Annotated in this window: 11 protein-coding genes; 7 read left to right on the plus strand and 4 right to left on the minus strand. The window is 65.3% G+C overall.

Features of this window, described 5'->3' with window-relative positions; all coding sequences use genetic code 11:
* Positions 1-46: 46 nt before the first annotated feature.
* A complete protein-coding gene (accC, locus tag TRD_RS12685; RefSeq protein WP_012642963.1) occupies positions 47-1393 on the plus strand; it encodes an acetyl-CoA carboxylase biotin carboxylase subunit in 1347 nt (448 codons plus the stop codon).
* A 232-nt stretch (positions 1394-1625) separates the two neighbouring features.
* On the opposite strand, the gene TRD_RS12690 is transcribed toward accC, so the two are convergent.
* From TRD_RS12690 to TRD_RS12700, 3 genes are all read right to left on the minus strand, one after another.
* Complete coding sequence (locus TRD_RS12690) at positions 1626-2708, minus strand: PEP/pyruvate-binding domain-containing protein (RefSeq protein ID WP_012642933.1); 1083 nt, start codon at positions 2706-2708, stop codon at positions 1626-1628.
* 34 nt (positions 2709-2742) lie between these two features.
* A complete protein-coding gene (locus TRD_RS12695) occupies positions 2743-4557 on the minus strand; it encodes a PEP-utilizing enzyme (RefSeq protein ID WP_012643203.1) in 1815 nt (604 codons plus the stop codon).
* A 183-nt stretch (positions 4558-4740) separates the two neighbouring features.
* On the minus strand, positions 4741-4974 hold the full coding sequence (locus tag TRD_RS12700) for an Lrp/AsnC family transcriptional regulator (RefSeq protein WP_012642691.1): 234 nt from the start codon (positions 4972-4974) through the stop codon (positions 4741-4743).
* A gap of 177 nt (positions 4975-5151) precedes the next feature.
* On the opposite strand from TRD_RS12700, the gene TRD_RS12705 reads away from it, so the two are divergent.
* The 6 genes from TRD_RS12705 to lgt all read left to right on the plus strand — a co-directional run bounded on the left by TRD_RS12705 (position 5152) and on the right by lgt (position 11206).
* Positions 5152-5988 carry a sortase gene (locus tag TRD_RS12705; protein ID WP_143714826.1) on the plus strand — a complete coding sequence of 279 codons (837 nt, stop codon included), beginning with the start codon at positions 5152-5154 and terminating at the stop codon, positions 5986-5988.
* A complete protein-coding gene (locus tag TRD_RS12710) occupies positions 5948-6868 on the plus strand; it encodes a Rossmann-like and DUF2520 domain-containing protein (RefSeq protein WP_041437376.1) in 921 nt (306 codons plus the stop codon). The genes TRD_RS12705 and TRD_RS12710 overlap by 41 nt, the downstream gene beginning before the upstream one ends.
* Positions 6865-7770 (plus strand): 3-methyl-2-oxobutanoate hydroxymethyltransferase, encoded by a 906-nt coding sequence (panB, locus tag TRD_RS12715; RefSeq protein WP_012642482.1) that lies wholly within the window; start codon positions 6865-6867, stop codon positions 7768-7770. The genes TRD_RS12710 and panB overlap by 4 nt, the downstream gene beginning before the upstream one ends.
* On the plus strand, positions 7745-8593 hold the full coding sequence (gene panC / locus TRD_RS12720; RefSeq protein WP_012643289.1) for a pantoate--beta-alanine ligase: 849 nt from the start codon (positions 7745-7747) through the stop codon (positions 8591-8593). Before panB ends, panC begins: the two co-directional genes overlap by 26 nt.
* Before the next feature lie 59 nt (positions 8594-8652).
* Positions 8653-10284, plus strand: coding sequence for a serine/threonine-protein kinase (locus TRD_RS14005; RefSeq protein ID WP_052294146.1), 1632 nt, complete (start codon positions 8653-8655; stop codon positions 10282-10284).
* A gap of 61 nt (positions 10285-10345) precedes the next feature.
* Entirely contained in the window at positions 10346-11206 is an 861-nt protein-coding gene (gene lgt, locus TRD_RS12730) for a prolipoprotein diacylglyceryl transferase (protein WP_012643074.1), read from the plus strand.
* A gap of 4 nt (positions 11207-11210) precedes the next feature.
* Here lgt and TRD_RS12735 read toward each other — a convergent pair whose 3' ends face one another.
* Positions 11211-12965, minus strand: a complete 1755-nt coding sequence (locus tag TRD_RS12735) for a long-chain-fatty-acid--CoA ligase (RefSeq protein WP_012642939.1) — start codon at positions 12963-12965, stop codon at positions 11211-11213.
* Between the last annotated feature and the right edge of the window lie 146 nt (positions 12966-13111).

Genomic DNA, 13111 nt, shown 5'->3' on the forward strand with positions numbered 1-13111 from the left:
ATACAAAATGGCTTGTCACACGACACAAAAGAAGGGATGCTGTGCGATGTTCCGGAAGATCCTGGTCGCTAACCGCGGCGAGATCGCCCTCCGCGTCATGCGGGCTTGTCGCGAATTGGGCATCCGCACGGTCGCCGTCTATTCGGAGGCCGACGCCCAAGCTCGCCACGTTCGGTACGCCGACGAGGCACGCTGCGTCGGCCCGGCAGCTGCGACCCGCAGTTATCTGAATATCGACGCCATCATCGCCGCTGCGCGCGAAACCGGCGCGGAGGCCATCCACCCTGGCTACGGTTTCCTGGCCGAGAATGCCCAGTTCGCTCGCGCCTGCCGTGATGCTGGTCTCGTTTTCATCGGTCCCTCTCCCGAGGCGATCGCCCTCATGGGCGACAAGGCGGCCGCCCGCAAGCTCGCCGACTCAGCCGGCGTCCCGATCGTCCCGGGTACCCCAGAGACAGTCGGGTCGGAAGAGGCGCTCGCGTTCGCCGATCGGATCGGCTTTCCCCTGATGGTCAAGGCGGCTGCTGGCGGCGGCGGGCGCGGTATCCGCATCGTGCGCGATCGGGCCGAACTCGAGCAGGCCCTCGTCATCGCCGCGCAGGAGGCGCATGCGGCTTTCGGTGACGGTTCTCTCTACCTCGAAAAGTTTCTCGAGCGCCCCCGTCACATCGAAGTCCAGGTGCTCGCCGATCACCACGGCACTGTCCTGCACCTCTTCGAGCGCGAGTGCTCGATCCAGCGCCGTCGTCAGAAGCTGTGGGAGGAAGCACCATCCCCAGCCCTGACGCCCGGTCTGCGGGCCCAAATCTGCGAGGCGGCTGTCCGCCTCGCCCGTGCCGCTGGCTACACCAATGCCGGGACGATCGAGTTCCTCCTCGATGCCGGCGGTTCGTTCTATTTCCTGGAGATGAACACCCGCATCCAGGTCGAGCACCCCGTCACCGAACTCGTTACCGGTATCGACATCGTCAAAGAACAGATCCGCATCGCAGCCGGCGAGCGACTCGACGTGAGTCAAGACGAGATCAGACTCCACGGCCACGCCATCGAGTTCCGGATCAACGCCGAAGACCCCTCGCTCGGCTTCTTCCCCTCGCCCGGCATCATCGAGCGGATGGAACTCCCGAGCGGACCCGGTATCCGCTGCGACTTCGGTTTCGGCACAGGTGACGAGGTATCACCCTTCTACGACTCGCTCATCGGCAAGCTGATCGTCTGGGGTCGCGACCGCAGCGAAGCCCTCGCTCGCGGTCGGCGCGCCCTCGACGAACTCGTGATCGAGGGGATCGCGACCACCGCATCCTTCCATCGCCAGCTCACCGACGATCCGTCCGTGGTCGCGGCCGCCTATCACGTCCAGTTCCTGGACGAGCGCCTCGCCAACCTGCAGTGAGTGTCGCCCACTTGCCGGGGCGATCGGCAACCAGTACCGAGACCGGGAGTGCTGCCCCGCACCCCCGGCTTTCTGACGATGCGCTCGACCCCATCCTACGCTTGAACGATAGGCGCTGCCTTACTCGCGGTATACTGCGCACCCCACCTAGTACCCGCTCGGTCTGCCGGTTCGCCACCGAGCTTCGAGAGTCCACCCGACACTCGATCGTTTGATCGTTCCGAAGGCGCCCTCATCCGTTCCCAGGACGGCTCGGCGAGCGTACCAGCGTCTGCGCGATGGCCATGATCGGGTTGCTCCCCGCCAGGGTCGCGAGCGGTCGCTCCTTGGTAGTCCATACCGTCTCCGGCCGGCATTGCAGGAAGAAGATCGTTCCGCGTTCCGGCTGATCGCACATCGCCCACTCCACATCGAGGGGATAGCCCAGTCGCTTCTCGAGTTCGCGAGCGCGCCGGGCAAGCTCGATCACCTCGGACTCCAAGAGACAGGGTGCGCTGGCGAGATCGGGCGGAAGTTCTTCACGGACCAGCGAGCCATCCGATCCCCCACGCCGATACCGGAACGGCTTCGCATTGACCTGTTTGCGCACCAGTTCGAGCGTCACCTTGCTGACCACGTACTCATCGGGCGTGACCTCGCCAGCGACGACCGCCTGACCGAGCCCCCAACTGCCTTCGATCACGATGAGCGAGCGATCGCCCGTGCGCGGGCTGAGCGTGAAGAGCACTCCAGCCGCGCGCGGCTCGACCAGCAGCTGCACCACGACGCCGACCGAAGCGTCCGCCAAGGAGAGGCCACGGTGGACGCGATAGGCGATCGCCCGCGGCGTGTAGGCGCTGGCCCAGCAACGCCGCACTGCTCGGAACAGTGAGTCGATCCCCTGGATACCGAGATAGGTCTCGTGTTGCCCTGCAAAGCTCGCCGTACGGCTGTCCTCATCTGCCGCACTCGAGCGAACCGCGACCACCGGCTCCGGCTGGCCGATCTCTTTCCCGAGTTCGAGATACGACTCGGCGAGCTCATCGGCCAAATCCTCCGGCAACGCCGCTGCGAGGAACGCCTCCTCGACGCGGCGCGAGAGCTGCGTCGCTGCATCGTCCAATCGCTTCTCCTCATCCTGTACGAACTCGAAGAGACCGGTCAGACCGTTCCGCTCCAGAAAGTACCGGTAGGCCTCGGTCGTCAGAGCGAAGCCAGATGGAACCGGACAGCCAGCCGCCAGGAGCATCCCCAGACTCGCTGCCTTACCCCCCACCAGGGGCCGATCGGCATGGCCGAGGGTAGTGAGCTCGCGGACGAATGGTGATCGGCGCATCGGAAACCGTTCTCCTTCCTGACCTCGCCATTGGTCAGTCGAGAATGGTGACGACTCCGTTCTCGCCATCGACTCGCAGGTACTGCCCTGTCCGGATCCTTTTGGTCGCCACGCCAGTTCCGAGCACCGCCGGAATCCGGTACTCGCGCGCGACGATCGCCGCGTGCGACATCACGCCCCCGATATCGGAGACCATCCCACGAACGCGGGCCAGTACTGGAGCCCAGCTGGGCTCGGTCACCGAGCACACGAGGATCTCACCATCCCGTACCTCTTGAAGTTCCTCGATGCTCAGCACGACCCGTGCTGGCCCTTCGGCCACGCCGGGTGCGGCAGCGAACCCACGGAGGACGTTCCCTTCCTCCGGACTCAGCCAGGCACGCAGGCGCTCCGGTGTGATTCCCCACAGCATGATGATCGCTGGATCCCCGATGACTTCCGGAACCACGCCGAGTGCTGGTGGCGGAGACCAGGCTCGCAGACGGTCCATGATGCGTTGGCGCCGGGCGATCTCGTCCGGCCAGTAGGCCGGACCACGCGGCGTCGTCCCGATGCTCCAGCTGAGCAGGAGATCCATCAACGCTCGCTCGACCTCGGTATAGTGCAACAAGAAAATATCTTCCACGTCGCGGAAAAAGCCACCGGCAACGAACAACCGGCTGAGTTCGCGGACTTTGTTCCAGAACCGACTCTGATACCAGTGCTCGACGTAGAACTTGTGGTCCTCGATCGAGTAGTAGACCTCGCGCGTCAGTGCCAGGATCTGGTCGAAGGCTTGTCGTTCCTCCTCTGTCGCCAAGAGTTCGCGGTAGCCCTGGGTGATCCGGTCGCGTTCCTCGCGGAGCGCGGCGGTGTCTCGCTCGAGATTCTCCCCGCGTCGCAGCCGCTGAATGTAGTCGGCCAGTACACTCACCACCGGCGTCGGATCATCGATCCACGCCCGGTGATGGTGTTGGAAACCATCGCCCGTATTCATGTAGAACCAGGGATCCGCACTGGTCTCCCATTCCCTGAGCCAAGCCCGTCCGGCCTCATTCTCGCGCAGCCGCGCGAAGACTGCTGCACCCGAACCGTTCGCGAGGAAAAGATCCGCGATACCGAGTTCGAGCGCCCGACGGGCCAACCGCTTCAGCTCGTCGTTCGGCCGGAACATGCTGACGTCGATCGCCCCGACCATCCGAGTCACCTGCTGGTCAGAGATCTCCGGAAACGCTTTCTTGCAGAAATCGTAAAACGTGAAGTAGGCGGCAAAGCCGATCATCACGATTTCCATGTGGACCTGCCACACGCGGAAGATACTGTCGATCAGGTCATGATAAGCCGCGAGATTATCCATCGACGCACCGTAACCGCGACGCTGGAAGACGTAGTCGGCAGGTTCGACTGCCGGGAGTTCCGGGAAGCGGATCGCGACGAGTCGCTCGACCTCCGCACTCAGTCGCTGCTTCCACTCCTCGTAGAACGCTCGCCAATTCGCGTAGTAGTAACCAGCTCGCTCTTGGAACCAGACTGCCCGCTGTTCGATCTGCGCGGGGTCAGTGACCGGCGTCGGGCTGATGTAAACGTAGCCGTTCAGTACGCGGAAATCGATCCCCATCGCTGGCGGGATGCAGAACATCCGGCTGCTCATTTCGCCGATCGCGAGGTAACCTGCCTCGGCAGTGATGATATCGAAGGGCGTCATCGCCTCAGGGAAGTGCATCCCATTGAAGAACCAGAGACGACGCTCTTCCTCTTGCCGGCGATCGTCACTGAACAGGAGATAGTAGGGATAGAGCTGTTCCCAACCCTCGGCTCCAGGTGGTGTGCCGACCTCGAACGGGCTCGGAAACCGCAACGTGCTCTTCATCCGCTCCCCCGATCGCGTTGTGGCGATATAGCGTGACTTCATTTCTAATGATGAAAATCGTGTTGCAGAACGCAAGACAGTCGTTCCACAATGCCGAACGATGCAGCCACGCGTCTGCCCGCGAGCGAGGTCGGCTTGCCGGCATCGGCGACCGACTGCCAGCGATCGCGTCGTTGACCGCGTCTACCCCACCACCACATGCGTACTCGTCGCCGTCACGCCGGGCGTACCGTGGATCTTCTCGAGAACGAGCCGCCCCAGTTCCTCGACCGTCGGTTGCTCGACCACCACGATGAGGTCGTAATCACCCGTCACGATGTCGGCATGCAGGACGCCGGGGACGCTCGCCAGCGCCTCTTTGACGGAACGAGCCTTCCCGACATCGCAGTGAACCAGGACGTATGCCCGCGCGGCCATGAGGCTCCCTCCCTTCTTGAACGGAACTCGCGGTTAGTGTGCCCCAACGGCGAGTCGGCAACAAGACGACGCCTCGCGCGTCGTCTCCCACTGCTCCGGCCCGCACGCGATCACTCGGTCGAATGGCTATACTCTAATGCGTTCGTGCTGAGTCTCGTGGCAGCACGTGGAGAGCGCATGTCCGATCGTCGTCCACCATTACGCCGGTTGAGTGCCCCTGGTCAGCCGGGACCTCGGCGGGCTCTTCGAATTCCCATACCGTTCGGTCGCGCTGCCGGTGCTTCGAGCGCACCGGTCGCGCGCGGCCACGTTTCCCTGCTCGGTGCACTCCTGATTCTCGCTGGTCTCGTCTTGCTCGCCATCGCGGCGATGGGCACGGTCGCGCTCCGGCCATCACCGGAGACCCCTCCCAGCCAGATTGCCGCGATCGCCACCCCTCCGCCACCGCTACAAGCTGCCGCGTCCCCGACCCCGACCGCCACCCCATTCGCGGAGCGGTTGGATGGGCTGCCCATCGTACCCAGCCCCACCCCTGAACCGACACCGACCCCGCGACCGAAGATGCCGCCACCCAGGCGCATCCAGATCCCCTCCGTCGGCATCGATGCTCCAGTCGTCGAGGTCGGCTACAAGATCGTCGAGATGCAAGGCGTCAAGGTCATCGAGTGGGAAGTCGCCGAGTATGCCGCCGGCCACCATAACACCTCGGCCAATCCTGGCGAGGGCGGGAACATCGTCATCACCGGCCACAACGACTGGAAGGGCGAAGTCTTTCGCACACTCGAGCACGTCAAGCTCGGCGACGAGGTCATCCTCACCAGTGACGCTGGCGTGTTCCGGTACCGCGTCACGGAGATCCACTACCGGAAGGAAGTCGGCGTTCCGCTCGAGGAACGGATCGCCACCGGCCGGTTCCTCGATCCGATGCCGGAGGAGCGCGTGACACTCGTCACCTGCTGGCCGTACGGTATCGATGACCATCGGATCATCGTCGTTGCCAAGCCAGTCGGTTAGACAACCGATCGCACTGCTCGGGGCTGGGGGTGCGGGACGCGCGCTCGGCGTCGCGCTCGTCGCGGCCGGCTTCTCGGTGTCCGCTGTCTGGAGTCGCCGACGCGAGCGGGCCGAGGAACTCGCTTCGCTCATCCCCGGTTCCCGCGTCTGCTCGACACCGCACGATGCCGCCGGGAGTGGCCGTCTCGTCGTACTGGCTGTGCCGGACAGCGCGATCGCTCCACTCTGCGCAAGCCTGTCCTGGCGACCTGACCAGGCGGTCATCCATCTCGCTGGCGCGTTCGGACGCGAACTGCTCGCCGCAGCAGCGCGAGCCGGTGCCGCAACCGGTGCCTTCCATCCCCTCCAGACCTTCGCGGGTGCGGCCGTTCCCACCGCCTGGCAGGGGATCGCTGTCGCCATCGAGGCCGATCCCTCCCTGCAAGGGGAGCTGCTCGCCTTGGCGCAGCAGCTCGGCAGTCGTCCCTTCCTGCTTTCCCCAGAACAGCGCCCGCTCTACCACGCTGCCGCTGTTCTGGCCGCGAATGGCCTCGTCGCTCTCGCCGGTGTGGCAGCCGAGCTGATCGCACAGGCGACAGCCTCTGACCGCGCGACGGCGCTTCGCTCCCTCTTTCCCCTCTTGTCAGGTGTCCTCGCGAATCTCGACCAACTCGGCCTGCCCCAGGCTTTGACTGGCCCGGTCGCCCGAGCCGACCGCGAGACGATCGATCGGCATATCGAGGCCCTGGCACACACTGCCCCGACGCTCCTTCCCTTGTACCGGGCGCTCGCTCAGGCGATGCTCCCACTCGCGCGCGAGCGCGCGGCTGCTGCTCCCGAGCGGCTGGTCGCGCTCGACGACCTGGAACGATGGTTGGCAAGCGAGGAGGTGGCGCGATGACCCCCCAACGCGTGACCGTCGCGGATCTCCGCGCGATGAAGCGTCGCGGCGAGCGGATCGTCATGCTCACGGCCTACGATTACCCGACCGCGCGCCTGATCGACGAAGCAGGCATTCCCGCTATCTTGGTCGGTGACTCGCTCGGTAACACGGTCCTCGGCTACGAGACGACCATCCCTGTGACCCTCGAACAGATGCTGCATCACACCAAGGCTGTCACGCGTGCTACCCGCCGGGCGCTCGTCATCGCCGACATGCCGTTCCTGACCTTTCAGATCAGTCCAGAAGAAGCCCTCCGCAACGCCGGCCGACTCGTCCAGGAAGGCGGTGCTCACGCCGTCAAGCTGGAGGGCGGTGGACCGATCGTCGAGACCGTCTCCCGGCTCGTCCGCGCCGGCATCCCCGTGATGGGCCATCTGGGTTTGACTCCGCAAGCGGTGCATACGCTCGGTCGTTTTCGGCTGCAAGCGCGTACTGCCGACGCGGTCCGCCAGCTCTTCGCTGATGCCATCGCACTGGAACGAGCCGGTGCCTTCGCGATCGTGCTGGAACTCGTTCCAGCGCCGGTCGCTCGTGCAGTCAGCCAACTCCTCGAGATCCCGACGATCGGCATCGGGGCTGGTCCGGGTTGCGATGGGCAAGTCCAGGTCCTGACCGATCTTCTCCATCTTCTGCCCGGGCCTCTCCCTCGTCATGCCCGCGCCTACACCGACCTCGCCACCATCGTGAGCGATGCGATCCGCCGCTACGCCGAGGACGTCCGCAGCGGCACCTTTCCGAGCGAGTCCGAAAGCTTCGGACTCCCCCGTGAACTCGATCTCGACACCGTCGCAGCGATCGCCGCCGAGTTCGCTGCCCAGCGCGGAGGAGACGAGCATGCACCTCTTCCGGACGATCGCTGAACTCCGCATCTGGCGTTCCCAGCAGGCCAGCCGTTCGGTTGGCTTCGTCCCCACGATGGGCTACTTGCATGAGGGGCATCTCGCGCTGGTCCGTCGCGCCCGCGCCGAGAACGAGACCGTCGTCGTCAGCATCTTCGTCAATCCCTTGCAGTTCGGTCCTCAGGAAGACTACGACCGCTACCCGCGCGATCTCGACCGCGACCTGTACCTCCTCGAGCGCGAGGGTGTCGATGCCGTCTTCGCTCCCTCGGTGAGTGAGATGTATCCATCCGGCTTCTCCACCGCAGTCGTGGTGACCGGCCCGATCGCCGAGCGTCTCGAAGGGGAAGCCCGGCCTGGTCATTTCCGCGGTGTCGCCACCGTCGTGACGCGCCTCTTCGGGCTCGTTCAGCCTCAGCGCGCCTACTTCGGCTGGAAGGATGCCCAGCAAGTGCTGGTGGTTCAGCGGCTGGTCCAGGACCTCGCGCTCCCGGTCGACATCGTGCCGCTCCCCACTGTCCGCGAGGCAGACGGGTTGGCCATGAGCAGTCGCAACGTCTACCTTTCGCCCGAGGAGCGAGTCGCAGCCAGCGCCATCCCGCGAGCGTTGTTCGCTGCCCTGGAGCGTTTCCGCAGCGGCGAGCGCGCAGCCGCAGCGTTCCGCGAACTCGTCCAGCGCACGCTGACCACCACACCGGTACGCCTGGAATACGTCAGCGTGAGCGACTTGGAGACGTTCCAGGAAGTCGAGTACGTCGAACGCCCGGCGCTCCTGCTCGTGGCTGCCTGGATCGGGACGACCCGGCTCATCGACAACGTGCTGCTCGATCCGGGAGCACCCTGATGGTTGCCCGCGTCTTCCACGTACAATCCCCCAGATGAGCGATGCGGAGGCCGGAGACGATGCTGCCGACACCACCGACCATCCTGGCTGGACGGTACCGGATCGAGGCACCGCTCGGTCAAGGCGGCATGGCCATCACGTATCTCGCCCGCGACCTCGTCCTCGACCGTCCGGTCGCGGTCAAGGTCATGCAGCGAGGGACACCCGACCCGGCCGACCTCGCGCGCTTCCAACGCGAGGCACGCGTCGCCGCAGCCGTCTCGCACCCCAACGTTGTCCAGGTCTACGATGCCGGCCAGGACGGTGACATCCGGTTTCTCGTCCTGGAATGGGTGGAGGGTGGCGACCTCGCCCAGTTCATGAGTCAGAACGCGCCCGTTCCGCTCGACGAGGCAGTCCGTCTCGTGCTGGACGTCCTTCACGGCCTGGCCGCTATCCACCAGGCTGGTATCGTCCACCGCGACGTCAAACCGGGCAACGTGCTCATCGATCGTCAGGGCCGGGCCAAGCTGACCGACTTCGGGATCGCCCGCCGACACGATGAGCCGACGCTCACCAGTCCGGTCGAGTTGCTCGGCACTGCTCCGTACGTCGCCCCCGAGCGGATCCGTGGTGAACCAGCGACACCAGCCAGCGACCTCTATGCCGTGGGTGTCCTGCTCTATGAACTCCTGACTGGCCGCTTACCCTTCCCTGGCCAGACACCGGAAGAACTGCTGGCTCAGCACGTCCACGCTCCACCGATTCCACCCCGCCGGTGGCGACATGACATCCCGCCCGCCCTGGAGCGAGTCGTCCTCCGCGCGCTCGCCAAGGATCCAGTGGCACGCTACCGCTCCGCCGAGGCGATGGCAGCTGCACTCCGATCGGCGAGCACCGCCGAGCCGCGAAATCCTCTCCCGGCTGTCCAGGCGACGCCAACACCAGCCCAACGTAGCCTGTCTCGACGCTCTCTCGCCTGGGCAGGCGGCGCGACTGTCCTCTCCTTCGCCGTCGTCGCTCTCCTCGCCCTGCTTGCCTGGGCGCAACTGGCGAGCGAAACCGACCGCGCGGAGCCACTGCCGAACCCGGCCAGCACCCCGACCGCCGAGACTGCACCCACAACCAACCCGCGACCCAGCCCGATTCCGCTGCCGAGTCCGACACCCACGTTGTCTCCCACCCCGACCACTGCTCCCACACCGGAGCCACTCGAGATGCTCGTGCGGTCGCTCACGCTCGTGCCGACCACCCCGCCCGAGCTCCGCCGCTTCGCTGACATGCCTGCACTCGAGTTCGGACCCGGCGACCTCACGGGAGCCTACCTTCCCAGCCGCGATGGGGCCTTGCCCGGTTTCACCCGCGATCTGGCCAACGCCGCGCTCATCTTTCCCGCACGAACCAGCCGCGTCTCGCTGGTCATTCCATCCGGGACCGAGCGGATCCTCATCGAGGTGGAGGGGCGGCAAAATCGGGGAACCCCAAGGCCGCTCCTCCAACTCGCTCTGGGAGGCCGGACAGTCTGGGAGAAGGCCGACCCTTTTCCTTCCGCCAGTTGGTCGCGCCAGACCATCATCTTGCAGTTCGACCCATTGCCCGCTGACCTCCCCGTGACGCTCGAGCTGCGCAACGCCCATGAGCCAGCCGCGATCGGCAGCGAGCCCTGGATCGCCGTGCGCTCGCTCCGCGTGATCATCGCGGGCGCGCCCTGATGCCCTTCCCAGGTATCACCTGCTACACTCGCCGAAGGGAAAGCGCCGAAAGAGGTGAGGAATGGGCACGATCACGATCGGACTGGATCCGAACATCGTCCAGGTCGGTCCGCTCCTCCTGACCTGGCATGGTCTCTTTACCGCACTCGCCATCCTCTCGGCTATCTGGCTCGCGTCCCGCGAACTCGCCCGCAAAGGGATCGTCATCCCGAACTTCGACCTCGTGGCCATCTTGACTGTCCTCGGCGGCGTCGTCGGTGCCCGGCTCTTCTTCGTCCTCGACCATCTCAGCGAGTACCTACGCCAGCCGTGGCGTATCCTCGCCATCACCGAAGGTGGCCTCGCTGTGTATGGCGGCATCATCGGGGGAACGCTGACCGCTGCTTTCCTCCTCTGGCGCCAGCGGGTTCCCATCGGACCCGTCGCCGATGCGGTTGCCCCTGGCCTCTTGCTCGCCCAAGGGATTGGGCGCATCGGCTGCCTCATCAACGGCGATGCCTGGGGCGGCCCCTGCACCTGTCTGGTCTGCTCCGGTGTTGCCGCCAGCGTCCCAGCGGAAGGGCTCGGCTACTGCCCCTTCGCCCTTCGCTACACGAACCCGAAAGCCCTACTCCCTCCCGAACTCCTCGGCGTGCCAACTCACCCCTACCCGATCTACGACATGGCGGTCAATTTCCTCGTCCTCGCCGTGCTCTGGCGCTTGCGCCGCCGTGGCCTGCCGGATGGATCGCTGTTCGCTCTGTACTGGCTGCTCTACGGAATCGGGCGCTTCCTCGTCAGCTTCGTACGACAAGAAGCGATCTGGTTCTTGGGACTCCAGCAGGCGCAGGTCGTCGCGCTGACGACTGCTCTGATGGGTCTCGTGGCCTTGCTCTGGTTGCTCCGCCGTCGCACGCCGGCCACCGCGCCGGCTCGCTCGTGATCGCTTACACCTCGGGCGCCGTGTCTGGCGCACTCGCTTGCCGCTTGGCCAGCTCCTCCTCGATCAGCTTGCGCCGGAGCACTTTGCCGATCAGATTCTTGGGCAATTCCGTGCGGATCTCGATCTCGCGCGGCACCCGGTGAGGCGCCAGTCGTTCGCGACAGAACGCGAGCAGCTCGCGCGGCTCGACGCTCGCTCCCTCGCGGAGCACGACGTATGCTTTCACCATCTCACCACGGTACGGATCGGGGATCCCCACCACGACCGCCTCCTGCACCGCCGGATGCTCGAGGAGCACCTTCTCCACCTCGCTCGGAAACACCTTGAGCCCACCGACGATGATCATGTCCTTGCGGCGATCGACGATCTGGAAGTAGCCGTCCTCCGTCATCCGGGCGATGTCACCGGTCAGAAACCAGCTCCCGCGGAAGACCCGCTCGGTCTCGTCCGCCCGCTTCCAGTACCCTTGCATCACCTGCGGCCCGCGGACCGCGAGCTCGCCCACTTCACCCGGCGGCAGCATGGTGGTCCCCGTTTCCAAGTCGACGACGATCGCCTCCGTACTCGGGATCGGCAGGCCGATCGTGCCCGCCCGCCGCTCGCCCAGGATCGGGTTGCAGTGGGTCACCGGTGCTTCGGAGAGCCCGTATCCCTCCACGAGTCTTGCACCGGTGAGCCGCTCGAATTGCTCCTGCACCGGTACGGGCAGAGGAGCCGCCCCTGAGATACATGCCTTGAGCGAGCGCAAGTTGTACTGCTCCACCTTCGGAGCGTTCGCCAGAACGGCGTACATCGTCGGCACTCCGGGGAAAAAGGTGGGATGCTCATGATCGATCGCTTCCAGGATCGCCTTGAGATCGAAGCGCGGGATCAAGATCATGCACCCACCGCTCACGATCGGAAAGTTCATCACCACTGTTTGACCGTAAATATGGAAGATCGGAATGACCCCGAGGACGACATCGCTGCCGTCCGGTTCTTCGATGTTGCGCGCCCAGGCATGCGTCTGCAGCGTCACCGCGACGAGGTTCCGGTGCGTCAGCATCGCCCCCTTCGGGACGCCCGTCGTTCCGGCTGTGTACTGGAGAACGGCCAGATCGTCCGGATCGCGCCGCACACTCGGCATGGTCGCTGGCGCCTGCTGGAGCAGCGGCTGCAGCCAGTGCGTCCGCCCGTCTTCCGGGAGCGTCACCTCGTGTCCTTCCTTGCGCTCGCGGAACAAGGTAAAGCCGACCCGCGCCAGCGGCGGCAGATATTCTTTGATGTTCGTCACCACAACATGCTCGAGCGTGGGGACCCGATCGCGTACGGCCTGTACCTTCGGGAACATGAGCGAGAGGCAAAGCACGACCTTGACCCCCGCGTCTGCCAGCTGATGCGCCAGTTCTGGCTCGGCGTACAGCGGGTTGCACGGTACGACGACGGCCCCAGCTCGCAGCGCACCGTAATACCCGATGACGATCTGCGGGCAGTTGGGCAGCACCAGTCCCACGCGATCGCCCGGTTCAACACCGAGCCGGATCAACGCATTGGCGAAGCGGTTCACCGCCTCGTCCAGTTCCCGATAGTGGATCGCCTTCCCGAAGAAGCGGATCGCCTCGCGCCGCGGATACCGTCCGGCATTGAGCGCGAGATACTCCGGCAGCGTCGTCTCCGGTATCTCGATCGTCCACGGCACACCCGGCTCATAATGCCGCAGCCATGGACGGGCCTCGGGGGTCACTGGCAGCGATTGCGGTAGCTGGCTCGTCGCACCCACTCGTCAGCTCCCTTCTCACGTCGCGGCTGACTCGACATACCCGTGGCGGACGTATTGCCGATTACTATAGCGAATCGCGCCCTGCTACGCGGGAGCTTCCCCCTTGCGCCGCACACACCTGAACGGTGCCAGGCTTTCCCCAGGCG

The organism is Thermomicrobium roseum DSM 5159 (assembly GCF_000021685.1).
GTDB classification, from domain to species: Bacteria; Chloroflexota; Chloroflexia; order Thermomicrobiales; family Thermomicrobiaceae; genus Thermomicrobium; species Thermomicrobium roseum.

Excerpts from the sequence above, each read along its gene's own strand:
- panB (WP_012642482.1), top strand. The coding sequence starts at position 6,865 with ATGACCCCCCAACGCGTGACCGTCGCGGATCTCCGCGCGATGAAGCGT.
- TRD_RS14005 (WP_052294146.1), top strand. The coding sequence starts at position 8,653 with ATGCTGCCGACACCACCGACCATCCTGGCTGGACGGTACCGGATCGAG.
- lgt (WP_012643074.1), top strand. The coding sequence starts at position 10,346 with ATGGGCACGATCACGATCGGACTGGATCCGAACATCGTCCAGGTCGGT.
- TRD_RS12700 (WP_012642691.1), bottom strand. The coding sequence starts at position 4,974 with ATGGCCGCGCGGGCATACGTCCTGGTTCACTGCGATGTCGGGAAGGCT.
- TRD_RS12705 (WP_143714826.1), top strand. The coding sequence starts at position 5,152 with ATGTCCGATCGTCGTCCACCATTACGCCGGTTGAGTGCCCCTGGTCAG.
- panC (WP_012643289.1), top strand. The coding sequence starts at position 7,745 with ATGCACCTCTTCCGGACGATCGCTGAACTCCGCATCTGGCGTTCCCAG.
- TRD_RS12695 (WP_012643203.1), bottom strand. The coding sequence starts at position 4,557 with ATGAAGAGCACGTTGCGGTTTCCGAGCCCGTTCGAGGTCGGCACACCA.
- TRD_RS12710 (WP_041437376.1), top strand. The coding sequence starts at position 5,948 with ATGACCATCGGATCATCGTCGTTGCCAAGCCAGTCGGTTAGACAACCG.
- TRD_RS12690 (WP_012642933.1), bottom strand. The coding sequence starts at position 2,708 with ATGCGCCGATCACCATTCGTCCGCGAGCTCACTACCCTCGGCCATGCC.
- accC (WP_012642963.1), top strand. The coding sequence starts at position 47 with ATGTTCCGGAAGATCCTGGTCGCTAACCGCGGCGAGATCGCCCTCCGC.